19 protein-coding genes and 2 pseudogenes are annotated in these 25,339 nt (G+C 39.9%); 3 read left to right on the top strand and 18 right to left on the bottom strand.

The window, feature by feature from the left end:
• Positions 1-20: 20 nt before the first annotated feature.
• From NBH01_RS18620 to NBH01_RS18600, 5 genes are all read right to left on the bottom strand, one after another.
• A complete protein-coding gene (locus tag NBH01_RS18620; protein ID WP_004308147.1) occupies positions 21-527 on the bottom strand; it encodes a hypothetical protein in 507 nt (168 codons plus the stop codon).
• The gene (locus NBH01_RS18615) at positions 528-1,436 is read right to left on the bottom strand and encodes a fimbrial protein (RefSeq protein WP_004308148.1); all 909 of its coding nucleotides are present in this window, start codon (positions 1,434-1,436) and stop codon (positions 528-530) included.
• A gap of 47 nt (positions 1,437-1,483) precedes the next feature.
• Positions 1,484-2,377 (bottom strand): FimB/Mfa2 family fimbrial subunit, encoded by an 894-nt coding sequence (locus tag NBH01_RS18610; RefSeq protein ID WP_224202606.1) that lies wholly within the window; start codon positions 2,375-2,377, stop codon positions 1,484-1,486.
• Positions 2,378-2,645: 268 nt separating this feature from the next.
• Positions 2,646-3,806: a hypothetical protein gene (locus NBH01_RS18605; protein WP_004318672.1), complete on the bottom strand. Its 1,161-nt coding sequence runs from the start codon at positions 3,804-3,806 to the stop codon at positions 2,646-2,648.
• 108 nt (positions 3,807-3,914) lie between these two features.
• Positions 3,915-4,742, bottom strand: a complete 828-nt coding sequence (locus NBH01_RS18600) for a hypothetical protein (protein ID WP_250700213.1) — start codon at positions 4,740-4,742, stop codon at positions 3,915-3,917.
• Between the two features lie 73 nt (positions 4,743-4,815).
• Between NBH01_RS18600 and NBH01_RS18595 the strand changes: the two genes are divergently transcribed.
• Both NBH01_RS18595 and NBH01_RS18590 read left to right on the top strand, forming a co-directional pair.
• Positions 4,816-5,202: a hypothetical protein gene (locus NBH01_RS18595; protein ID WP_185981525.1), complete on the top strand. Its 387-nt coding sequence runs from the start codon at positions 4,816-4,818 to the stop codon at positions 5,200-5,202.
• Positions 5,162-5,674, top strand: coding sequence for a hypothetical protein (locus NBH01_RS18590; RefSeq protein ID WP_171033839.1), 513 nt, complete (start codon positions 5,162-5,164; stop codon positions 5,672-5,674). The genes NBH01_RS18595 and NBH01_RS18590 overlap by 41 nt, the downstream gene beginning before the upstream one ends.
• 7 nt (positions 5,675-5,681) lie before the next feature.
• Here the strand turns inward: NBH01_RS18590 and NBH01_RS18585 are convergent, their stop codons facing one another.
• From NBH01_RS18585 to NBH01_RS18530, 12 genes and pseudogenes are all read right to left on the bottom strand, one after another.
• On the bottom strand, positions 5,682-6,248 hold the full coding sequence (locus NBH01_RS18585) for a DUF3575 domain-containing protein (protein ID WP_004318675.1): 567 nt from the start codon (positions 6,246-6,248) through the stop codon (positions 5,682-5,684).
• 581 nt (positions 6,249-6,829) lie between these two features.
• Positions 6,830-8,482: a tetratricopeptide repeat protein gene (locus NBH01_RS18580; RefSeq protein ID WP_138343251.1), complete on the bottom strand. Its 1,653-nt coding sequence runs from the start codon at positions 8,480-8,482 to the stop codon at positions 6,830-6,832.
• Positions 8,483-8,718: 236 nt separating this feature from the next.
• Positions 8,719-9,906, bottom strand: coding sequence for a clostripain-related cysteine peptidase (locus NBH01_RS18575; RefSeq protein WP_008771494.1), 1,188 nt, complete (start codon positions 9,904-9,906; stop codon positions 8,719-8,721).
• A gap of 399 nt (positions 9,907-10,305) precedes the next feature.
• Entirely contained in the window at positions 10,306-11,322 is a 1,017-nt protein-coding gene (locus tag NBH01_RS18570) for a hypothetical protein (RefSeq protein WP_004313753.1), read from the bottom strand.
• Between the two features lie 35 nt (positions 11,323-11,357).
• Positions 11,358-13,697 (bottom strand): TonB-dependent receptor, encoded by a 2,340-nt coding sequence (locus NBH01_RS18565; RefSeq protein ID WP_004318683.1) that lies wholly within the window; start codon positions 13,695-13,697, stop codon positions 11,358-11,360.
• 73 nt (positions 13,698-13,770) lie between these two features.
• Positions 13,771-14,136 (bottom strand): hypothetical protein, encoded by a 366-nt coding sequence (locus NBH01_RS18560; RefSeq protein ID WP_008017067.1) that lies wholly within the window; start codon positions 14,134-14,136, stop codon positions 13,771-13,773.
• A gap of 286 nt (positions 14,137-14,422) precedes the next feature.
• A pseudogene (locus tag NBH01_RS18555) lies at positions 14,423-14,722 on the bottom strand (hypothetical protein); the annotation flags it as partial.
• A gap of 204 nt (positions 14,723-14,926) precedes the next feature.
• Positions 14,927-16,330: a hypothetical protein gene (locus NBH01_RS18550; protein ID WP_004318688.1), complete on the bottom strand. Its 1,404-nt coding sequence runs from the start codon at positions 16,328-16,330 to the stop codon at positions 14,927-14,929.
• Entirely contained in the window at positions 16,330-16,767 is a 438-nt protein-coding gene (locus NBH01_RS18545) for a copper resistance protein NlpE (protein ID WP_004318689.1), read from the bottom strand. The genes NBH01_RS18550 and NBH01_RS18545 overlap by 1 nt, the downstream gene beginning before the upstream one ends.
• A gap of 151 nt (positions 16,768-16,918) precedes the next feature.
• Positions 16,919-17,503: a pilus assembly protein N-terminal domain-containing protein gene (locus tag NBH01_RS18540; RefSeq protein WP_004318691.1), complete on the bottom strand. Its 585-nt coding sequence runs from the start codon at positions 17,501-17,503 to the stop codon at positions 16,919-16,921.
• A 2,792-nt stretch (positions 17,504-20,295) separates the two neighbouring features.
• Positions 20,296-21,237: a SecDF P1 head subdomain-containing protein gene (locus NBH01_RS18535; protein WP_234141651.1), complete on the bottom strand. Its 942-nt coding sequence runs from the start codon at positions 21,235-21,237 to the stop codon at positions 20,296-20,298.
• Positions 21,238-21,536: 299 nt separating this feature from the next.
• Positions 21,537-23,189, bottom strand: coding sequence for a tetratricopeptide repeat protein (locus tag NBH01_RS18530; RefSeq protein WP_062694790.1), 1,653 nt, complete (start codon positions 23,187-23,189; stop codon positions 21,537-21,539).
• 458 nt (positions 23,190-23,647) lie between these two features.
• Here NBH01_RS18530 and NBH01_RS18520 point away from each other — a divergent pair.
• Positions 23,648-24,776 (top strand): annotated as a pseudogene (locus tag NBH01_RS18520) (OmpA family protein).
• 182 nt (positions 24,777-24,958) lie between these two features.
• Here NBH01_RS18520 and NBH01_RS18515 read toward each other — a convergent pair.
• Positions 24,959-25,120: a hypothetical protein gene (locus tag NBH01_RS18515; protein ID WP_004318703.1), complete on the bottom strand. Its 162-nt coding sequence runs from the start codon at positions 25,118-25,120 to the stop codon at positions 24,959-24,961.
• Positions 25,121-25,339 lie beyond the last annotated feature (219 nt).

Raw genomic sequence — 25,339 nt, 5'->3', positions numbered from 1 at the left:
TAAAGTCGTCCAGCCCGTATCTACAGATAACCATCCTTGAATCCCTTGCCATTCGTGATGGCCTGCAATTCCTCCGTAACCGGATTGGTGAGAGTGGCGCCAGCCGCCCCACTGTTTTGACTGGGTTTCAGCCATGAATTAGAAACTGAAATTGTTGTTCCGTCGGCATTATAGGCACCGACCTTCCACCCACTGGGGTAATTGGTGCGCACAGAAAATTTGTTCTGTGTGCTTGTGGCATCGTGCTTGCCTTGAAGTGTCATCGCCGTTCGGGTCACTGCCAAGAAATGCCCCGATTCATTGAACGTTATATCTGTGAATGCGTCTATCACGATGGGCACTACTACGATGTTATGGTTGGTAAAGTTGTCCGGGCTGGTTACAGCCTCGTTCAAAGTGGCAAACCCCGGCCCTTTCACTTCCTTGATGGTGAAAATATAGCGGTGGTTGCGCAGAATGGGCATGTATTTACCCTTTTCGTAAGGACTCGTGCCACCGCCCTTGATACCGTCCCATGTATAATCCATTCAGTAGTAGTATTCTCTTCCTTGATAGGCAAGATTTATAACTATACAAGGACGGCTGCCGCCGGAGATAGCCGACTGTTCATTCAAATAATAAGTGATGACATTCGGAGATGCGGTGTTTGCAGTTCCCTCAAGCGGGTGCCCGCCACTGACTGCTGGCTGCGATGTGGCAGGCAGTGTGGGAGTCATGTATCCCGACTGTGAAGCGGTGGTATTGTATGTAGCAAGATCTACCCAAACGCGTCCGTTGCCTACGGAATTGACGAAGTAAACCTTTCCCGCAGCTGTCGTGGCTCCCGAAGTTGTAGGATTGATGATATCCACCTTCGCCAGCATGCGGATAAGCGGTATTTCCTGCGCAATGGTTTGCGACACACCGGCTTTCAGTTCAAAGCCTCCCGCCGGGGCATGCTCGCCGTACATGGGTATGTATGTGCCCGTACCTTCTTGTCCGAACCTACCCACGACTTCCACTTGCTTAAGAGCATCATAGGTGGAACCGGCTGTTATATTTGCCAGTTCTGTTTGGGCATTAGCTATGAGAGCTATACGTTTGTATCTGCCCGCAATAACGGGCACAGAGAAGTATTTCGTATCCGAAGAGCCTGAAAGTGTATGCAACGAGCTGCCCAGAATATCATATTTCACCTTGACTTTCTCCGTACCGCCTTCATCGGCAAACATCAGTACGGTAATCTCTGTTATCCCTTTCTCGTCTACACCACGAGTATTCGCCGCCCGGAAATCGGGAATCCTGACAGAAAGTGTCACTTCGGCCGTCTCACCTTTGCCGGACACGGGCGGAACAGGAAGAATGAGTTCGTCTTGCCGGCACGAAAGTACGAGCGGCAGTAATAACAGGACCGACAGCAGGTTGCGGAACGGTATGATGATTGAACTACTTGGCATAATATATTGTTTTATGATTTGCATTTCATGATTGACCGGTGCGTTTTTTACACTCCTCCGGGTTTTACATTCTGATTTTCCCAATTCCTGATCGTTATTTTCGCATGACCGTTTGTAAAGGTAATCTCGATAGGAATGGTTACTTCAATATCTTCCTCCATCGGTATGTGGTAGCGGGCAATAAGCCCTGCCAACGAAATCGGGGGCACGATATGGTTTCCCGTGGTGGGATCGATAATTTCCACCATGCCGGGGGTATCGGCCTTGAAACGGGGGATGTCAGTCGTGGCATTAGCATGGCGGTTGGTGACATCATATGCTACGGCAGGCTGGAATGTCTTGTTCCGGCTTACGGACTGGAGACGCCATGTGCCCGAGGTTTCGTCGAACACCGGTCGCAAGGCTGACTCCATGCCCGTGATGTGTACCACAGGCTGCACGCTCACACCATCAAGGTGAAGACTTACACGGATAGTGCCGGGGCTGAAATTGACAGTATGGTCTCCAGTCTCGTGCTCACTGACCGTAAGTGGCGTGACAGCGAAAAGAAGCCGATCAAGCGTGGGGATGGAAGCGGAAGTCTCCGCATGCGGGTGTGAGGCGGAAAGGTTCCTTATGGTTTCTCCTTCGGAAAAGCCGCCGAGCTTGGTCTGTGCATCCGAAGCATTCGCCCAGAGCACGACAGTGTAGTTTCCCTGCGGCAGATACATCTCAACACCCTGCAAACGGTCAAGTTCACTCTTCTCCAGCGTCTGCATATGCTCAATACTGCCATCGGGACGGTACACACACAGCCTCACCCTCTGAACACGCTCTCCGAAAAGGTCAGCGGCAGAGCCGCGAGGCTTGTAGGTAAATCGTAACAGGGTATCCAGAGGGCAGCCCTCCAGGGACTCCCTGATGCACCTCGACAAGACTAAGGTTAAAATACCGGAAAGCATCAGGAAGCGTATAGCTTTATACAATTTCATGCGTAGTATCTTTTAGGTGAATAACTGTGGTTATGACTTTATATGAATATACGTGTTATGATTTAACAGGTTATAGAAATACAGGTCGTGAGGTCAGGGCAAAAGACACCCACGACCTGCTTACATTCCGCCGTGCGAGAGGAACTGGTGAACTAGTAAAATGAGCTAAAAATCTCCTCTACGCAAACGGACTTGTAAAAGAAACAAACAAATACAATATACCTTGATGGTATGACAGTTAGAGATTAGGCTTGACAGGAACGACCGTCCAGGCTTTTACCGTCACCTTCAACCAAACGCTGACAGCACTGGTATTAGGTATTGTGGAAAGGTTGCTCTCGTCAAATGTAAAGTCGGCTTTCGAGATAGTATAAATCTTTCCTTTTTCCAGTTCTACAATATTGCCACTGCCATCTTTGAATCCTCTCACGGTGATAAACTGGTCACCTGTGCCGAAATTCACGCTGCTGCCGGCCTTAGCAGCCAAATTACTCAACTTAAATACGAGCTGGAGTTGCTCGTTCGCGTCAGTACTGTTACCGTTAGGAACAACCTGATATGCCCAACGTTGCCCTGCAGTTGGCGGAATGACTTCCTTTGGGATACCTGTAGCAGCGACGGCAGACTGGTCAAAGAGTTTTCCAGCGTTAGCAGGGGTGTAAAGCCCCTGTCCTTGAGCATAGGCAGCAGGAGTAGCACCATATTGTACTTTCGTTCCCACAACGGTACCGGCCAGGTTGAACTTTTCAAAGAAGTTATTCACATAGATTCCTTCCAGCGTAAAACCATCCACCGCACTGGAGGCCGTAGTCGCCAGACCTTCGATTTCGACACGTGCCACGGCAGGACCGATTTCCACTTCGGCATACTTGTCACCGTCCGTTATTCCAGGGGCATAAGGCAGGGCCGGACTACCGGTAGTCCATGTCTGCAGGGGTTTGTCATCGCCGCTCAACACCACATCCGCAACTGCAGACTGGCTTGTGATTTCCAGTTGTACAGCTTTCAATGCAGCTACGGTTCCACCTGTAGGCAATGAAGTTCCGGCAGGAATATTACCACATACCGTTACAGTGGTAGCCGCCGCGGGTACATCCGTTATTTGGGTACCGGTAGTCAGATTCGCAATCGTGATGGGAGTGGTTGTAGTCGCGTTCACATATTTCAGAATGCTGGTCCCGTCATGGAAGTATACATGCAGATTACTTACCGTAGCAACCGTTCCCGAGGCTACAGGAGGCTCGGTCGATCTCGTCAGCGTCGGCAACTCCAGCTTCATGAATACGCTTCTCGCTTCCCCGTTCTTTACGTCAGGCACTTCGATGTCATCGTTACTGCACGCGGTGAATGCTGCAGCCATAGCAACCATTGTAAACACGCTTAACAAACTTTTTTTCATAATCATTGTAATTAAATTGTTAATAAAAAAATAAACACTAATAAAACACTTGTTAATATTTAATTCGTACTTATACTTTTTTTCCTGTTTTGTTCTTTCTACTTTTTACTATTTCCCTTCCGCTATCCTGTCCAGTTCCATACGGAGCCCGAAGAACTTGGGAATGAGGTCCGACAGTTCCGGATCCAGGGGAATACGCAGGACAAGATTGGGATTCATGCGGCAGGCCGCAAGCATATGTTCCACTGCTAAGTAATCATCGCCCTGCCGGGCGCTTACCACAGCATGCAGGTATTCCTTGCGGGAATCTACGGGTAACTGGTCTAAAAGAGCGGAAGCCTCTTTATGATAACCGAGCTGTGTCAGGCAAAGGGCGGTGTTATAGTCAGGCCGTTTTTCCAATATCGGCAAGGCTTGCCGGTATTGTCGCTCTGAAAGGAGCCGCAAGGCTTCGGCATACTCTTCTCCCTGCGGAGTATATACGGGACCGCTTGCCGCAAGAGAGTCTGTCTCCGCAGAAGCTATGACATATTGGTCCAGAGCGGAACGGTCAACCAGGTCGCTAAGCGAGGCCACAATGAAGAGCAGCGTGTCCGAGGCGGCAGGCCGCCATGTGCTGCGGTCGGTGGCTTCCACGATAGACTCTAGCCGCACATGGAGCTTTTTCATTCCATCGGTGACGGGCAGAGAATATACATAGTTGTAGATATAATCATGTCCGGAAACTGAATCCGAATTCTGGCGGACCATCACGGAGTCGATATAGGGGAAGGGAATCATACGCCGGCGGATTTCATCACGGTTACGGTCATTCATCTCATTTTCGGCAATCCGGTCGTAGAAATAACGGTGGCGGGAGATGTCCATCGAATCGGTGGCGGTGAGGACATAGTTGTGTATGTTGGACAGGCTGCGCCCCCCCGTTATAAAGGTCACGGAATTTCGAAGGTACACGATCGGCGGTAAGCTCGCGTTCCAGCCGGTACATCGGCCAAAAGGAGGCCGTACGATGATATTTACGGTCATAGGAGGCCCACAACCCGAGCGTGTCACGACCAGCCACATAGCGCCGTACGCTTTCTTCGATCCGCTTGCGTTCCAGGCGGTGACGGAGTGTCGCACGGTTGGCCTGCGTACGCGTGTTCCAGAAATTCTGGCGTTCAAGGGCAAGGCGTTTCCACTTCTCGTAGGCAAGCTGACGGTCGCGCTCCTTGCCGTAAAGTTCATAGAAGAACCTCTGCCGGCAGGCGATATCCTTATTGATGCCTTTACGGTCAAGATACACACTATCATAAGCCGAAGGATCGACAATTCCATTAAGAAACAGCCTGTACGCCTTATAGTCCGCTTCCTGCATGCGGGTAAAGGAAGAACCGGAAAGCACAACAGGTGGTAGCGGGAAGCCTGAACTGTCAGAGGTGCAGAGCATCGGGGTGAGTGTGACACGCCAGCAACTGTCAATCAGGAGGGAAGGGACATGGATATTGAATTCCAAACGCACGGAACCTTCCCGCATGGTGACCTGCTTGACGACCGTGCGTGCAGCGACGATGTCAACACCGCCCAGGTGTATGGTTTTCCATACGTCATCCGTACTGTCGGAGACCTCTTCGAACTCACCGGGAAGAGTGTCCGAAGAAGTGGTGAACCCCACCTGTTCGGCAAGCACTCCGGAAGGTGCGCTCTCCTCGTGGGGAAGAAAAATATTAGGACGGCCGGACTGCATAAACAGCCGCATAGTCCGCGGTTCGCGGGAAGTGGAACAGGACACGGCCAGTAACACTCCCGCGCAGAAAGCGGCGGCCGTTATGTGGGATTTGAGATACTTATTCATCATTCAACTTTTTATATCTTGTTTCAACAGATAAGATGGTTTCAGAAAAGATAAACCAGATTAACGGCGGTACGTGTGGGTGTCACATAGACACCGGAGCCCTTGCCGGTACGCTTACCGCAGTTCACGCAACGGTAACGTTCCCAGTCGGCCCAGACAACACCGAGACCCAGTTCGAACTCCAGATTCCAGCGACGCGAAAGGGGGCGCACCAGCCCCGCAGAAAGCCCGCCGCCGAAAGCTGTGCCTTCGTAACGGTAGCGATGTCCGAACAGACCACCCGCATTATATATGGAGAACACACCGTGGAGCCCGATAAAACAACCCCTTCCGTAAGTTTCGCGCATCCAATAACGCACACCAGGCTGGACTGTGAAGTTTTTAAGCTTGCCGTCATCCCAAAGACGGAAAGGATTGTACTGTACGGGAAGATGGGCGGACCAATGCGTGGAAAAAGCCATGGAACCCTCCACATTCAGATTCCCCGTACCTAAACCCACCAGATTGGTTCTGACAGAATAAAACTGCGCGGAAACCTTGTCTGAATACACAAGGCAGGCCAAGACACAGGCAAAACATAAAAAGTACTTTTTTCTATTCAAATTCATAATTCAAACTAGGATAACTCAAACTTTAAGTGGATAAACAAAACATGCACCCAAAGTAAACGGATGAAAAGCTGTGTCATCATAATAAGACTGTTCTTATTCTACGTGCAACCTGTAAAAATGAAGTATTTTAATGAACAAGAAACAGTTTTATATTATCACATCTGTTTTGTTTTTCCTGGTTGCAAAAGTAATAACACATAAATCACGAGTTACAAAATGAAACCACAAATCTAACGTCCGCATTGCATAAAACATTATAATACAGAAACATAAAGACTTCGTTCTTCTTATTTTTCTAACACGACGCTAACAGATGATTTACAACCTTAAAAAATATAGGGCAATCAATAAGTTTCTGACAATTGACTGGAATAGTAACAGATATTATAATGAAAGCATCTTCATACTTTCCGGACATACCTCCCAGGAGAATTAAACCTGTTATGGCTTACCTCCATGACAAAACCATTCTACAATTACATCATTCCGGTATTATGGCAAAAACAATCTGAACATATTCTAGATTTAATTACCGGATGATGCATTAGTCATTGGAACCTAGTATAAAGTTGAAATACCTATCCCAGAAGGCTTAAGAATAATTCTTTATTAGCTGTTTCCGTAGATTTAATACGTGATTTGAGCCGTGACTTGCGAGCGTATACATTAGCCACCGTATCCTTCATGAATAAGCTAATTACTTGCGGTGAAAATCCTACAAAAATATAGCATAATAACCTGGTGTCGGAAGCTTTCATAGTTGGAAAATCTTCCTTGAGCTTGTACATGGCATTGTCATGACAAGTGTTTACGATTTTTTCCAGTTCTTGCAGTATGCCATTGTTTTCTGCAAAATCTGTAATTATCTGCTTTACTTCATTAAATATGACTGACTGTTGCGATGTTGTATTTTCACGTTCATAGTAGGTCTTTCCAAGTTTATCGACAATGTCAAAGCGTGAAGCAGCCAATCCTCTTAAATAACTTTCCGTAGTCTGCTGTTTTTTCACGCGTTCAGTAAGAGCCTTGTACTCGGAATTGGCTTTCTCTGTCAATAACAAATAATGGTTGGTACGATCACGTTGCATGCGTAAACGTTGGCGGACGATATACCAGGCAATTCCAATAATAAAAAAGGTAGCGGCTGCTATAGCTATTTCCCAGACAGTCCGGTTTTTCATTCTGTATTGGGCGAATTTTGTTCGCTCTTTAAAATAGTCCCGCTCGACCATACCGGCGGAGAATTGCATGTTTGAGCGCATTATTGAATCGTTCAAGTAGATATAGCGATGTACATTGTCCGTTGCTTTTTCAAAATTTTTAGCCTGCACTTCGATATGGTATGCAGTGTATTGTAGTTCTGCCATGTCGCAAATATCAGTAGTGTGCGCCTTTGCAAGCTCCAGATAATACCGTGCACTGTCTATATGATTCTTCAAAAGACTTACATCTGTCAATGTGTGATATCCATATACCGTATCCTGTCGGGCGGAAAGTTCGATTCGCTGTAACAGGTCATTGGATATATGCCGTTTGGATATCACATATAGTGATGCAAGATTAGTAAGGCTGACTTCTATCAGATTACTGTTATTATGTTCATCGGCCAAGTCAAGAGCCGCCGAATACAGCCTTATTGCTTTTTCTATATCTTTTGAGTGAAAAGTAGCGGCTGCCATGTCAAGGGTTGCCTTTGTCTCCTCCTGGATATCACCCGATTGGCGGAAATTATTTCTGGCTTCGTGGAAATAATGATATGCCCGGCTGTAGTTCATTTGTTTATAATATACTTCACCGATCTGTCTGTATAAAAGCCCTTTGTAATAAGATTCATCGGTATCTGTCAGTTTCTTTTCTATTTTGAGAAAAAGACGTAATGCTCCCGGTTTATCACCTGTGCGTAATTTAATTCTTCCCCAATAATATAGAGTTTTACACTGGTGACGTAAATCTTTGGGGTAATGTTTATAATATTGCCAAGCCTGGCGGATCAATGAATCGTCAGTAACTTTCATTTGTTTTTTTTCCAAAGCTTCGGAATAGAGCAATGCATATCTGGCCTGTTCAGCCCGGTTGCCTTCTGGTTTGAGTTTTTGTAGTATTGCTAATGCACTATCCGGGTTGTTCTGCATTAGCTTTTCAGCCTCACTAAGGCGAGGGGTCTGTTCCCTGTTATAACAACCTGTAAAATAGAGAATAGCTGATAGTCCAATTATAATTTTATATTTCATATTGCGAATATTAGGAGTAACAAACACATTTCGATGCGGAAAGCTTTTATTAGAAGAAATATAATTATTATTACATTCTTTGTATCTCAACAGAAACCATAAATACTTTTTTTGCATGATTCCCTGCATGATAGTTCTCAATTCCTATATATACCATTTCCAAAAACAGACAATAACCAAAAAGTTATAAAATATGCAGGCTTGGGAGTTTAGTATTCTTCATCTTATTATCAACTTTAATTATGCGCTGCTTTATACCATAATGTATTTTCTTTCAGCACAGTCATAGGATTGTCACTCGGATCGGATGTTGTTATACCGGAAAATGTATTGATAGGAATAATACCTTTGGCCATAGTGTAGAAATTTTTTGTATGGGTTTTATATGGAACAAGATGATTTAGCTGCTCTCTAAATTGGTTTAATAATATAGGATCGTTACAGAGTGAGGTTATATAATCTGCAAAATCATAAAATATTACAGGAGTATAACCATCTAAACGTTGGATTGTTCCCCTCAGGGATTTGTCAAAAGAATATTTACTATTGATACTTTTTATGATGGCTGCCATATTCTCCAGTTCTGAACAGTCCGTTACTGCTAATGTCCCACAAGGCATTATTTCATAGGTTGAATAAAAATTGTAAAATTCTTCACATCCCGATTGATAATCGGGATTCCCCAGTAAATATTCCCCAATAGCGGCATAAGGCATTCCGTATGCCATCATCTCACTGGTAGAACCAATCAAATATTTTGTAACATCCTTTAATTCATAGGCAACCTCTATAGATGACATATAACAGTCATCAAATAGAATATATTCCATTTTCATGCCTGCATTAGCAATACCGGAGGCTAGAGATTTTATATCTGTTTGGTATTCGGCGGTCAGTCCTCCAAAATAACGTGTCAATGGAACACCCTGATATTCCCAATGCATTTTCATGTGAGGTGCGGAACGCACTTTCATCTCATAAACAGGAAGCCATCCCATACCGTGACATCCTATAATCATGGTATAAACAGAAGCCGGAGCAAATGCCTTTACATCATTTAAAATTGCTGTTATCCCATCGATTGTCGTAAAAGGCGGAGACTTATATTTTTTAAGTATTTCACGTTTACATCTCCCGTGAGAAGACACAATTTCAAACATCATGGCCTCCGTACTACCGGTAGAAATAAAAACAATTACTTTCTCATTGTTCAGCCCTATTTTCGTTATACATTTTTCCAGGTCAGATATGTTATTATAAAAATAGTTCGTCAAATTTGAGGACCATGGCAAATACATGAATAATGTTTTCCGGTTGGCTTCTATCTTTTGATTTTCCTCCTTCTCGCATGAAGAAAAAAGTAAAATTCCTCCCAATAAAAAGATAATGCTAACCTTTACGTAGATTTTTTTCGTTGTTTTCATCCTGCAAATTGTCCAATAACTCATTATTACTTTTTTATTATAGCCTTCCATTGTAAAATCTCTATTTTATCTTAAATGTGAATTGTAAATAACCATTTCCTGATATTCATAGAATCAAATCCTCTTATAATCTTACAATATTATGACTCATTATCTCACAATATATTGAATATTCTAATAAACAGCATGAATTTAATCGTTTATAACACGAGATGATTTTCTTTTCAATGCCCTATGGCAGTTCTCATTGGAGACACTGCCGAATGGCACTTGTTTCCGTTTCATTCTTGCAAAAAAAGATGAAACGGTTTAACAGGAACAACTGCCTGTTGAAACAATACCGGCACCAATGTCACAACAGGCAGTTTTATGGTTACTTATGGCAGTCCAAACCGATTTTCAAAGCCAAATCGCTCCGGCTTCCACATCCCCTGACTTATAAGTGTAAATTATAAACTCTTCAAGCGCTTCTTTCCATGTAAGATTGAAGGTTCCCATAATTGAATGTATGGCACGATTACTTTTTTCATCAAGCCCGTCTTCTTCCACCCCTTCGGGGTTCGTGTCTTCGTCTACCCCCACAGTCTCTTCACGGCTCCAGAACACCACTACCGGAATGTTTAGGTTGATATCCCATGTACCACGCTGGATCAATATTCCGGAAGGTTTATAGAACGGATCAAAAGTACCTGTTTCCGGATTGCCCTTGGATTTGTAGCCGTGATAAAGACGAATTTTCAGGTCGAATTCCTTACGGTCTTTCAAAAAACGGATAACTCCTTTCAAACCTATCGGGTTACTGTCTCCTGTTATTTCAGCTTCCTTGCTATGTTTGGTCTTGTCCCAGGGGGTAGTGTCCACATAAAGATAATCCACCAATTTCTGCGGTTCATTGTCATCGGCTTCCGGCTGACCGTCAAATGTGGGTTTTACATTTTCAGGCGTGAAGAAATGTTGATGAATATTATCCTGCCCGTTTTCTATAAACTGGCTGTTCATCAAATCTCCTTTGGCGTTATAGTAATAGATGAACATCAAATAAACGGGAGCCGGGGTGTATTTCCCATAAGTATAGTAGTCTCCATTTTTCTGCACGTAGAACTTGCTTTGACTGCCTTCGGCAAGCCTCCAACCCTTGCCGGCTTTCAGCTCATAAGTTATTTCCTGAATACGTTTCATGTGCTTGGCCGGAGATTCCGGATTCTGGTGAGGTCCACCGACTTTCTGTATTTCATTCCAGTCTGCATGCAGGTGACATTCCACAAGACGGATAGTCATTTTGGAAGGATCTTCATGCAATTTATTATCTGTCTCATTTTCAGGAATTACAGGATCTTTACTGCATGAATTGAACAACAACGAAAGAGCTGTTCCTATCAGGAACATCAATGCGATTTTACATACATTTGTTTTCATTTTTTATTTATTTGGTTAATAATAATTGTTATAAATCAAAAACTCCAGTTCACTACACAACGTACATCAGATCCCATGTCATGTGCATAGTAGCGTGAACGGTTAGTGTATTCTTTATATTCTTTGTTCAAGATATTGTCTGCCGCTATCATGAATTGTAGTTTGTATCCGTATTTTACAGGACACTCAAAGCTAGCAGCGAACCCCAAGAGGTGGTATGCCGGAGGGGTATAGGGAATAAGATCCGTATTCGAGTCAAACCGGGTCTGTTTTGCCACGAATCGATGTCTGATACTCAAACGTAATTTGGAATGCGATTTGGTTTCGTGAAGCCATGAGAGGTCATGGCTGAAACGGGAAGAGGGGATATAAGGAAGGTAATTTCCTGTCGTCTGTTCATTTGCCCGTATAAAAGAAGCAATCAGGTGATAATCCCATGAATTTATGGGCATGAAGTGAAAGTCAAAATCCATTCCGCGAAAGAAAGCCGGGGTCTGTTTGTATTGGAATACAGGGTATACCCCCGAAATAACAGTGATGGTTTCTTTCTTCGGTTCATCATAGATATAGCCGCTTATCCATTGCAGGTAACCGTCCATTCGGGCACTGAATACCTTATTGCTGTAACTGATGGAAGATATCCATTTATAGCTCCTTTCGGAGTGCATGGTAGAATCTCCTTTGACAAACATTCCGGATCCGAGTTCATTTCCGTTGCTATATAATTCATACACGTGAGGAGCTCTCCAGGCCAGCCCGAAATTAGTGGTGAGCTTCCATTGGTCAGAGAAATGATGATGACCTCCCAGACTGTATGATACGTTATTGAACTTTCTTGTTCCTCCATAGAGACTTCCTGTCCAGTCATAACCACTGGCACGGGTTTCCTGTCCGTCAAAACGAATACCTGCTTCAATTCCTCCTTTACTGTAATTATACTTCCCGATACCATATATTCCCATCTGTGTCTCCGTATAGTTGGGAATAACGGGAACAATACCTGTTCCTGCCTGACTGTGATTATCAATGAACATAATTTGTCCCCCAACCTCTGTTTGCCATGAATTATAATTCAATTTCCAGCAGAGAGAGTTTTGTAATGAGTTTAAGTGCAGGGAAACAGCTGGAATGTCGGAACCCAGACGCCGGATGCGGTTTTCCTGTCGGTCGTCCTTCTGCCAGGAACTTTGCCAGTAAAGATTTCCTGCGTTCCGCATACTGAACTTCATTTTACCAATGGCTGTCTGATGGGTAACTTTTTGATATGGGTATGCGATACTTCGCGTGAAAGGATCTGTGTACAGGGGACGTCCCAATCGGATACGTTCTGCCAGCAGATCTTCACTTCCCATCTGGGCACTGAACATTACTCCCGTCCGGTTGTAAAAGTGACTGTAGAATCCTTCTATTCTTAAACGTCCACGGTCATAGCCGAGTAAAGCGGAGGTATGATGTTCTCTGGCTCCAGTGTTATTTAGAAGATAGTTTGCGGTGGAACGGTCTCCGGAATTTGAATATGTCCCCTGTACTCGCCAGGCAAGGTCACGGAGAAAAGGGAAAGTGCCTTCCAACTGTCCGGTCAGCACATAACGGTGACCATTACTTCCATAAAGTATGGAAGTCTTTCCTTTCAAGGCCTTCTTCCGGAAGGGTAAGGGAGCCTGTTCCATGACAATAATTCCTCCCAAAGCTTCTGAACCATATCGTACCGCGTCAGAACCTTTTATCACCCGAATGGAAGCGTTTCCGTTCATATCCACTTCAGGAGCATGATCAACTCCCCATTGTTGGCCTGTCTGGCGGGAACCATTGTTTATGATTAATATCCGGTTGCCATACATTCCTTGGATGACAGGTTTGGCAACTGTCGTCCCCGTACTGATGGAACTTACGCCACTGACCTGTTCAAGCAGAGAGGTGAGAGAAGTTCCCAATGCGCGATTGATTGCGAAGGAAGTAAGGTTGTTGCTTACCGTATTCCGAGTCACTCCGGAGCACTCACCGGTAATAATGACTTCTTCCAGAATTTTTATCTCCGGATAAAGATATACTGTTTGAATATTCACCTTTTTGAATGCCTCACTCAAATATATATATTGAGATTTGTAGCCCAAACTCTGTACAAGAACTGTATCCTTGGAATTTGTCTTCCAAGGGATAATGATTCTTCCTCCGGTTGAACTGGCAAGGGGTTGATTCTCCAATAAGATGTAAGCTCCTTCAATCGGACGTCCGGTTTCCTTATCTACAACCAACAGTGTCCTATGTGTATCTGATTGCTGTCGGTATTTCTGTGCATACATCCTTGTAGGAGATATTGCACACAGCCAGACAATGAATAGACACACATATTGGAAATATGCATGAAATGTCATACTTTACGAAAATTGTAATGAAGTTATAAATTGTTTAAGATAACCAAAGGGCACAGCATCCCTCTTTCACATGTCATCTTATAATGCATGCAACCCATGAGAGGGATTGTAATAGTTGGACAGGAGGAGCGCGGAGAGACAATAGGGGAAAAGTAACAGTAATGTCCTTCTCCTTTTGGATAAGATATTCAACGGGGTTCTCTGTCTGAACGCAATTGTACTCAAAGCTCTCGGCTTCGGTAAATGAAGATAAAGTGAACAGGCAGATAGCACATTTATCGGCAGAATCATGATGGGAAGATTGTTGCTCATCATGAGATATACATAAATCTTCTTTGTGAACATGAAAGGCTTTCACAAAGAAGAAAGGCATCATAGTCAGCAACAATAAGCATGCCACTATGGCTCTGTATTTCCGCTTTTTTCTTGCATTATCCATTAGGTTGTAAAGATAGCAGATTGCATAATTGTACGCAATACCTATAAATGATGATTTTACGATCAAGTACGATTAAATATATTGTCCCGATTATTTTGATATGGGAATCAAATAAATCGACACATCGTTACCGGCTGTATGATAACAGGCTATAATAAATCTTCCTATTTTTATTCCTGTTCATATTGGAGGGCCTGTGTAAGATGCCCCCTAAAACCAAAATGATTCTTCTCCCAGAAAATATTCAGTAATGATCTCTTGATAAGTTTTGACCGATGAGCATTATTATTTTAAAATCAAGTACTTCGATTCTCATATAATTGTTTTTAAATTCGTTTAAAATTGAACGGTGTCCAATTGTTACGATAATACTTCAGTTCACGTTGATATTTCGAGGACGCAAAGTACGGCTCATTCCCAAAGCATAAGAGAAAGGATTGATGTCGAAATCGCGTTCAAATGTTCCGGTTACCATATTCTTTCTTTGCGGAAGTGTACCTGGAAAGTTTTGGTTACGCCAATTTCCTTGTACAGATATGCCAGCTTTTATCTTGTCTTCATTCCAATAGAAAGATTTTTTTATATTTATTGGTCGAGAGAGGCTACTACTACCCTCCTGAAGTTAGTAAACGGAATCATTTTTTACTTCCTCTTTTTTTCTTATTGTTGTGCATTAATAAATAAAGCTCTTGCAAGAAAAAAAAGGAATATTTTTGTCTTAGATATCATTGTGAATTTCAATTTAAATATAAACACAATATTGGACCGGATCAATTTGTCACAAATCATTTTATAACGAAGAAGGTATGTGTATGGACATATTAAAAAGAATAGCGTCACTCGTCAATACCAAATCATTAGCACCAATCATTTGAAAAACAATATACAAAAAACGCTTTCCGCCAATCTCCTTTAATTGGGCGGAGTTAAGTTCAAATCTTACATTATCCAAATATATATCCTTTACAGAAGAAAAGAGACCATTCAAGACGTTCTTGCTCCATTTATTCTTTTCCCATTGCAATGAATCATGATCCTTAATTACAAATTCCACATACTGTATCCATCTATCTATAGAATTGGAAAACTTATTTTTCACATCACCATAATTACTATTCTTAAGTTTATTTTTCACAAACTCATGCAAATCCGGTGTTGAGTAGGCTATCAACTCATTCTTCAATTCACTTAAGGGTTTAAAACCGGTGAATATTTTATCAAATTCTGCAAGCAACAAGCCACCATTACCCTTTGCATACATGCTTAAATGTAGTGTAAGCATGTTGCCTGTGTCGCTTTTTTCTTTCAGAGTTGTACTGATTTCCACAGCATACGCACTTTCATCATATGAAAAAATGTGACCATTAAATAGAGATGGATTTTCATATATCCCTCTCATATACTTCTGTTTTATAAAATCTGTATTTACAGTAACCTTTCCTTCATAATATTTATTCTTGTCAAACAGAAGTGATATTCTTTTTTTAGACCTACTATTATTGTACCTAAGATAGAAAGAAAGCTGATTTTGCTCATATTTTATATCTTCAAGAACCGTCTTCTCAAGATCTTCCAGAGTAAAAAGATATTTTTCTCCCCCTACATTTATAGAATAAAAGTCCACTAACCGGCCTAAATTCTCAATTGTAAACATGTTCACTTTATGTAATCTGTAAAAGCTATCAAAATCAAGCTTTGCATAATAATCAGCATTTGCTTTCCACTCAGCTTGTGCACCATTAACCATTTGATAATCGTCAGGTTTGCTCACAAAGCCGGTAAAAGTGAATTCATTCTTAAAAGGTGAACCATTTACCGTGCCTGTAACATATAGCACAAATGAGCCTTTTTGATAATCTTTCCTTTTCACTACAGCCTCAGTTATTTTTATCATTTTCCCGTTTATCTGCAGCGTCTCTTTCTGTGCTTCAACAAGTCCTAACGCAACATTTATATCTCTAGACATATCAAATCTAAAATAAGCTGCAACATCCTCTTTAGCCACAGCGGGAACTGATCCGGATTGTTCACTATGAGATTCTTCCTGTTGCCTGGGATGTCGATTCCGGGATTCAATCGGATCATTCTCACCACAAGCAACTAATAACATTATACAGACAAGAAATAATAGGCACCTTTTTATGTTAAAATTTCCTACCTTAAACAAATCACATGTCCTATCACACATAAACATTACTGTCTTTTCAATATATATTGTGCTGCGAGCCGCCCGCTATTGTTGAAGATTTCCGTACTGTCAGACAAGACCACTGCGTCGTCGAGAACTTTATAATATGTTTTGGCACCCGATGAAGGAGTAACCAGTTCAATGATGTTTTCGCCTATCATATTATATACACCGCTCTCTTCAAAAATACCATTCTCCTCACCCAGATACTCACTCCGCAAATCATAAGTTGCATCACTATTAATTTTCAATGTCGTTTTGATGCCACCACAGTCGGCACAAGGTAATATGCCTTCATAGGTGCCATAACAATCTTTGTTTTTGCTATCCACTACTCCGGCAGCACTATTTTCTTGTTGTTTATATTTCTTCCCAGATCCAACACAGCCTGATGTTACTATTATCATGGCTGCTACCAATAAATGCAATTTAATCAATTTCATAATTTAAAATATTTAACATATAATTTGAGGTTAATTATAACTCGCAAGATCATTATATACAAAGACTTATTGTAAATGCATAGCAGTATATAACGAAATTATCTTCGTCTCACTCGCTATGCATTACAATAAAATTAGAAAAAAAAGAAAACTATTTAACCGTCACATTGATAGTTCCCGTTTTCTTATCCTTATCTGTAACTGTAATAGTAGTTTTTCCTGCCTTAACTCCTCTTATGTTGACTTTATTTTCCTTGACTGATACCGTAGCAATATTGACATCTTTCGCAACGGCAGAATATGGCTGTGCACCACCTTTTACTGTTACTATACCATCTTTTCCAACACTCACAGTAATAGATTGTTTATCAAAATCCAGTCCTTTTGGAGTTTTTGGGGTCTCTTTTACAGTTCTTACAGTTACAGCAACTTTTCCTGTAACTCCCTTCCGGTCCGTAATAGTTATCATTGCTGAACCATCTTTTACACCGGTAATTACAATCGCATTTTTATCTGATTTCGCAACTGCGATTTTTGCATCACTTGATTTCGTCGTATATGGTGCAGTACCATTACTAACAGACACAGTAACCGTTTTACCAACTGCAACTTCTACTTTATTAGGACTGATTTTTAAATTGGGCTTATCATCATCCTTATCACATGATACCAATACAAAAGAAGTTAAGCAACAAATCACTAATGCCATCGATTTTAAAAAAGGTTTAGTTTTCATTTTTGATAAATTTAAATTAATAGATAAAATGCTAATGAGTACTCATAAATAAAAAAGTCAGATTTTTCTTACTTTTTCTTTGCCAACAAAAATAATAAAGCGAAATTGTATTTGAATTATAAAATGATTTTAAAAATCTAACACCTCAATTCATATACATCTAACAATCAACACCTTAGTGTTATGAAACATTATTTTATCTCACATTGAACTAACATCTGTTCGAAAAGCATAAAAAAACAATATTATTCCAATATCAAACTTAAAAAAATATGTTTCACATTGCTAATTCTGATTATATGGTCAATCTTCATAATAGAGTGATACACTATTATAACACCGACTGTTACAGTATCCCTAACAGTGTTTGAAAAAGACCCTTTTTATGATATTTCACAAATACCATATATTCCCTATAATATTATTCTTAATTAGTGAATGAGCCATTCAAAGTAAAAATTGAATGTATTTTTAGCATATTCTATAAAAATCAAGAAAGGATGGCCAATTCAAAAAGTATTTTATCCAACAAACGGAACATTCTTTTTACAAGTTGAAGGTGGTATCACTCAACTATAATTGTGGATGATCAAAAACGTGTGTTCAAACCATACACAATAAATCTTCTATAGCACAAGATTTCTTGAACAGCAAGAGATAGGTACTCGCAAGTCCACGACAAAACGTTTTCCGAGGGGATACTGACGAACTTAAGGATATTGAAATGAGGTACCATACAAAAGTCGGTTGTTGTCACCAATATTATCTTAAAATAACTCATCTACAAAAGCTATGTGTTGTGACATCGTATTGTTAAAAAAACATTGTCATAAACGTCTGACGTCTCTTGATAGATTTACTTTTAGAGGGTATCATATAGCTATCTTCCATATCGTTTCGAGTCGCTTTCTGTACTCATTTGATATCATTCAGGCCATACTCTTGAACATTCACTCATGCAATAGGGGCACTTAAGTTCTAATAAATAGATTATCTCGCTAGCAGTCTCATCTCTCACCACACAGCTAGATTTATTATAAAGTTAAATTCAATGCTCGTGCAAACGGCTGTTTGTTCTGATTTAATGTACTCTTTGTTTGAAGGCACAAAGATATAATGAGTATCTAATATTCAAATAAACTTTGTTTTAAGACTTTTTATGACACAAACAAATACGAATGATTTGAAAAATAAATTGATTCTCTTTCATAAGATGTTCTTTCCTATAAGTTAATAAAAAAAACACTTTATATAATTTTTTTTCTCTTCATTTTTTCGAAAAGCCCCAGTCTTCCATTTTTTATAGAATATCATTTACATATTCCTATTTTTTCCATCCATGCATTATATACCTCATTTTTAGGTGAAGTTCACCCACTCTCTCCTCTTATTTTAGTCAGATTATGCTGCCGTTCTTTTTTTTTCTTCGTGACCTTTTCAATCATACATACCGCATTGAACGTATGTACTCCAAAGAAAATCCAAAATATTTCCACTTCCCTGTTTCTGGCTTTTTATTCTGGTCTGTAAATAATATTATTTCTACATTTTAAAACTTCCTTTCAATCTGGTAGCACTTTCATGGCTGAGTTCTGACCATCAAATCTTACGAAATGGAGCAATTTAGATAGCTCAGACCTTGTACTTAAAGAAGTGTTTTGTAAAACTTTTTAAATTGATATTATTAGTGTAGCTTGAATCCGCAGCAAGTACCTTAATCCTAACTTTGATCAGTTGTTGTAAATGAATACAGTCTTTCAAATGTATTACTTCGTTAAAAGCCGTAAAGGAGATATGTTCTATAAAGGAGATTTCATCTATCTGTATACTGTTGACTTTGCCTCCGAATTAAACGGATTTGTTTTTTCTTGCCTTAATAATAGTCTGGAGGGACTAAATATTAAGGAAATTTGCTAATTACTGACGAATCACATTAACGATTTAGGATTGGTTAGTGAATGAAGAGGGGCAATCTGAACACCACTAAATAACTGGTAACGAATATTACTAGTTAAATATTTAATCAGTTATGAATATGAAAAGTTGATATAGGACTTCAAGACTACCAAGGCCATTTTATTTTCAGGAGAAAAAAATAACTTTTACCCCCCCCCCAAAAAAAAAGGAGAGGATGTCAAGCATCTGTTGGGTTATTCCCAAGAAAGTGAACAGAGTATGGAAGCTGCTGATTTATTCGTTACAACTTTGACGATAATTTTTAAGCATATCGAGCGGTGTAAAATCTACCTAAACAAAACACGATTTCTTTTATATCTTTATCGTGTATTTTTATTTTAGATTTTCATCGGTTGGATTTAACCGATTGAAGAATAAACTTTTAGCAGAGTATTTGAGAAATAGAGGTAACGAATTAGCAACCGTGCAAATTTCAGCGATTTGCGGTGCTATGTTGTCAAATAACTCTTTGTAAATACAAATAAAATATTTAGTACAATTTTGAAGACATCATTAATAACCTTATTTATATCCATACACCTTTGGTTTGTTTCCCTATATTTATTGATAATCTTTTATTCACATATTTGGTAAATATTTCAATCTACGTAGATTTTATAACTAATAGAGTATAAACAATACAAGCTATTCCAACAAATAAAGCTACGGCAGAGCATTTGGTAAATATTGTATCTTTATTTTTAATACCATACATAAGCCCAATAATAGCACATAAAGGAATACCGACAGGAATAATCGTCAGAAACCAAATGAGTATTTTATGATACCCATTGCTGTTAATACTTTGTTTTTCAAATTACTCATAGCTACCATTCTCATTGCTTGTTACTCTTCGCATCTCTTTCTTTATTCATCAACCGCCAAATAGCTTTCTGATATTTCAACTTGGCGAACATCTCGTCATCTTGGTTATCTATCTTTAAGGTCATTACCCGAATACTTGGGGCAGTGGGATATCGGCTTCTCACTATATCATCCACTAGAAACCCGCATAGTCCGGTAGCCGGTTCTGTAAACAAGAAACCTTGAAACATGAGATTAATATAGTCTGCATTTTCGCAAAGATACGCCTTGTACCTCTTATATGTATCCAACTTCATATAATCTTCTGCACGGCTGCTGAAATTTGGCTTGGCAATTTCTTCGCATAAGGTAGATTCTAATTTGCTGTAGGTGGCAGTATCTAAATCTCCCCACCAATAATGATCTTCGGGATTGACCGACATATCCACCCATTCAGAAGCCTCCCAGTAGTCTATCGCAAACACAATTGAATCGGCTTTCTCTTTGGATGAGTAATAGATGGAATCTTTCTCCCAACCTTTGAATATACTTTCAATAGAATCTATTTTCTCTTTCCTAATTTTATTATATATGTTTTTTAAATCGTAGCCATGAGGTAACGATATTTGAAAAACACCGTTTTCAATTCTTGCATTCACCTTTGGATTTGTGATTACCGTATCGTCAAGTACAAAAGCTATATGTTTGCCAATTGCTTTTTCTGTTTCTTTTGCCCATTTTTTTAGTTTATGCTTGCTTATTTGCCCCACAATTACGCATGTCCCATTTTCATCAGAATCCATTCGTAACGAAACAAAATCTTTTACTGTTACAATAGACTCTTTAGCAATACTGTCTTTTTGCTGTGATAGGATGTGATACCATCCATTCTCATAGTGGGTTTTATGTATTTGATTACAGGAAGCGAAATAAGCAATTAAAATAAGTATTCCGAATAAATTCTTTTTTTGCATGTTCTTATATAATAAAAAAATAAACTGTTATCTGTTCCTGAATTGTATCCGTCAGATATATTTAAAGCATTATGTTTCAAATTAGCTACTTCTCCAAATATATAAGCAAAAGTAGATTGTTTGCCTTTTTAAGAAGACTGTTCAAATCTGTTTTGATATTGTTTTTCTTGATCACAACTTATAAGATGGATTGTGTATAGTTATTTCATCTCGCCAAGCATATTCCTTGTTTTATCCATATAATTACTGAAATGCGCCTTTACCTGTCAAAAATATATTACCGTAAATAATGTACCGTTTTATCCCAAAAGATTTAAAAACAGTTCTTTATTTACTATTTTTGCAGATTTGATACGTGATTTGAGCCGTGATTTTCGAGCATATACGTTAGCCACCGTATCCTTCATGAATAAGCTAATTACTTGTGGTGAGAATCCTACAAAAATATAGCATAACAGCCTGGTGTCAGAAGTTTTCATGGTCGGAAAATCTTCCTTGAGCTTGTACATGGCATTGTCATGACAAGTGTTTACGATTTTTTCCAATTCTTGCAGTATTTCATTGCTTTCTGCAAAATCTGTAATTATCTGCTTTACTTCATTAAATATGACTGACTGTTGCGATGTTGTATTTTCACGTTCATAGTAGGTCTTTCCAAGTTTATCGACAATGTCAAAGCGTGAAGCAGCCAATCCTCTTAAATAACTTTCCGTAGTCTGCTGTTCTTTCACGCGTTCAGTAAGAGCCTTGTACTCGGAATTGGCTTTCTCTGTCAATAACAAATAATGGTTGGTACGATCACGTTGCATGCGTAAACGTTGGCGGACGATATACCAGGCAATTCCAATAATAAAAAAGGTAGCGGCTGCTATAGCTATTTCCCAGACAGTCCGGTTTTTCATTCTGTATTGGGCGAATTTTGTTCGCTCTTTAAAATAGTCCCGCTCGACCATACCGGCGGAGAATTGCATGTTTGAGCGCATTATTGAATCGTTCAAGTAGATATAGCGATGTACATTGTCCGTTGCTTTTTCAAAATTTTTAGCCTGCGCTTCGATATGGTATGCAGTGTATTGTAGTTCTGCCATGTCGCAAATATCAGTAGTGTGCGCCTTTGCAAGCTCCAGATAATACCGTGCACTGTCTATATGATTCTTCAAAAGACTTACATCTGTCAATGTGTGATATCCATATACCGTATCCTGTCGGGCGGAAAGTTCGATTCGCTGTAACAGGTCATTGGATATATGCCGTTTGGATATCACATATAGTGATGCAAGATTAGTAAGGCTGACTTCTATCAGATTACTGTTATTATGTTCATCGGCCAAGTCAAGAGCCGCCGAATACAGCCTTATTGCTTTTTCTATATCTTTTGAGTGAAAAGTAGCGGCTGCCATGTCAAGGGTTGCCTTTGTCTCCTCCTGGATATCACCCGATTGGCGGAAATTATTTCTGGCTTCGTGGAAATAATGATATGCCCGGCTGTAGTTCATTTGTTTATAATATACTTCACCGATCTGTCTGTATAAAAGCCCTTTGTAATAAGATTCATCGGTATCTGTCAGTTTCTCTTCTATTTTGAGAAAAAGACGTAATGCTCCCGGTTTATCACCTGTGCGTAATTTAATTCTTCCCCAATAATATAGAGTTTTACACTGGTGACGTAAATCTTTGGGGTAATGTTTATAATATTGCCAAGCCTGGCGGATCAATGAATCGTCAGTAACTTTCATTTGTTTTTTTTCCAAAGCTTCGGAATAGAGCAATGCATATCTGGCCTGTTCAGCCCGGTTGCCTTCTGGTTTGAGTTTTTGTAGTATTGCTAATGCACTATCCGGGTTGTTCTGCATTAGCTTTTCAGCCTCACTAAGGCGAGGGGTCTGTTCCCTGTTATAACAACCTGTAAAATAGAGAATAGCTGATAGTCCAATTATAATCTTACATTTCATATTGCGAATATAATAATGTGTTTTATTTTTTGCATGGGCGATTAGGAATATTTTACCAATATAAATTATTCTTTAACTTATATGATTATCGCTCGCTATTTATATATATTTTTTATTGGGCCTAACAATATATAATTGCTTATTAGCATATTATATAATATGTATAATCGTAATAGTACAAAATAGCAGTAAGTTATTGCTATTCAGAGTAAAAGTATCAGTTCACTCGTTGTTGTTAAAAAATAAACTTGACTACCCTAAAGGTGTAAGTGTAAGTGCTTTTTTGAATTTTATCAAGGGTGTTAGATATGTGTTAGATTATTAATTGAACCATTTTTGCAAACTACTGATTATAAGTAAAATAAAAATCAATGTATTAGATTTATTCTTTTGTCCTACAACTAAAAAGCTCTGCAATCTTTTTACTTTTGCATTCGAAAAAAATAAAACAATAGATTATGAAGAAAATTGCTATTTTATTAGTTTTTACTTTGGGAACATTTATTGTAAATGCCCAATCAGTTGTAGAAGGAACAAAGTTTATGGACAATTGGTCTGTAGGAGTGAATGCAGGAGCAGTTACCCCTCTCACTCACGCCTCTTTCTTTAAAGGGATGCGTCCCGGTTTCGGAGTTGGAATATCCAAACAATTAACTCCTAGTTTTCGGTTTGGAATTTCAGGGAATGGGATATATCAATACAACTCCGAGTAAAACAGCTTTTGATGTTTTAGATGTCAGCTTGTTAAGTAAAATTAACTTAATAAATCTATTTGCAAGCTATCGGGGCAAACCTCGTTTGTTTGAGATAGAAGCTATTGCCGGAATGGGGTGGTTGCATTATTATGTAAATGGTAAAGGAGATGACAATTCATGGTCTACCCGTCTCGGATTGAATCTTAATTTCAACCTCGGTGAAACAAAAGCATGGACATTGGGAATTAAGCCCGCTATCGTATATGATATGCAAGGTGATTTTAATCAGGCAAAGAGTCGTTTCAATGCAAACAATGCAACATTTGAACTGACTGCCGGATTGACTTATCACTTCAAGATGAGTACTGGGAATCATTACTTTACTAAAGTAAAAGTCTACAATCAGAGCGAAATTGATGATTTGAATGTTGCTATTAATGCACTTCGCGAACAGGTGGGCAGTCGTGACAGAGAACTAAACAATGCTAACCAAAGAATTAGCGGTTTGCATAAAGAGTTGGAAGAATGTCGTACAAAGGTCGTTCCCATTGAAACAGTAGTCAAGACTGCCCGCGTTCCGGAATCTATCATTACTTTCAGACAAGGTCGCTCATCAGTGGATGCATCACAGCTACCGAATGTGGAACGTGTAGCCTCCTACATGAAGAAATATCCCGATTCAAAAGTCATTATTAAAGGGTACGCTTCTCCAGAAGGCAATGTTGAGATCAACGCAAAAATTGCTACCGCACGTGCAGAAGCTGTAAAAACAATCCTTGTTAATAAATACAAGATTAATACGTCTCGTATTACTGCCGAAGATCAGGGAGTAGGTGACATGTTTACCGAACCGGATTGGAACCGTGTAAGTGTATGTACTATCGAAGATTGATGTAATAAGAATATTTGGAGTTGTTGAAGGTAAATAAAAAAGGAAGCCCGAAATCTGAGGGCACTGAAAAAGTTCTTTTTCTCCGTTAGCTCCTCTTCTTATGAATTGGCTCCAAAGTTGCATGGCGTATGATAAATTTCATTTGCATGCAACTTTTCCTTATATTGGTAGTGAGTAATCGTCTATTGGTATACATGCACGCTGGCAACGACACTCTCAAAGGAGACTTTGAAAGAATGCAACTTCAGTCCGCTTTTCCCATCTGCTCCGACTACGGCTCGGAGGCTATCGTCCTTCTGATCTTTGACCAAAAGAACTTCTTGGTCTTTGATTTTTTTGCTCATATTACTATGTATTTAATGACGTCAGTAGCGGTTTACAGACAAAAGTAAACAAAAAAAAGTGAGTGCTAGAGATTGTAAATAAGTGAGTATTTGTAGCTTTGATATGATTAGGAGTAGCATATTGAAAGTTATAAATTTCATTTGCTGAATTACCATAAATGGGGAATGGTAAGTAAAAAAATCATCATTTTAAGGTATTGCAACCGAAAAAATATGTGA

It is taken from the genome of Bacteroides sp. B1-V-101 (genome assembly GCF_023656585.1).
Classification (GTDB): Bacteria; Bacteroidota; Bacteroidia; order Bacteroidales; family Bacteroidaceae; genus Bacteroides; species Bacteroides thetaiotaomicron.
Note: the sequence above shows the minus strand (reverse complement) of the source record. Positions and strands in the feature narration are given on the sequence as shown.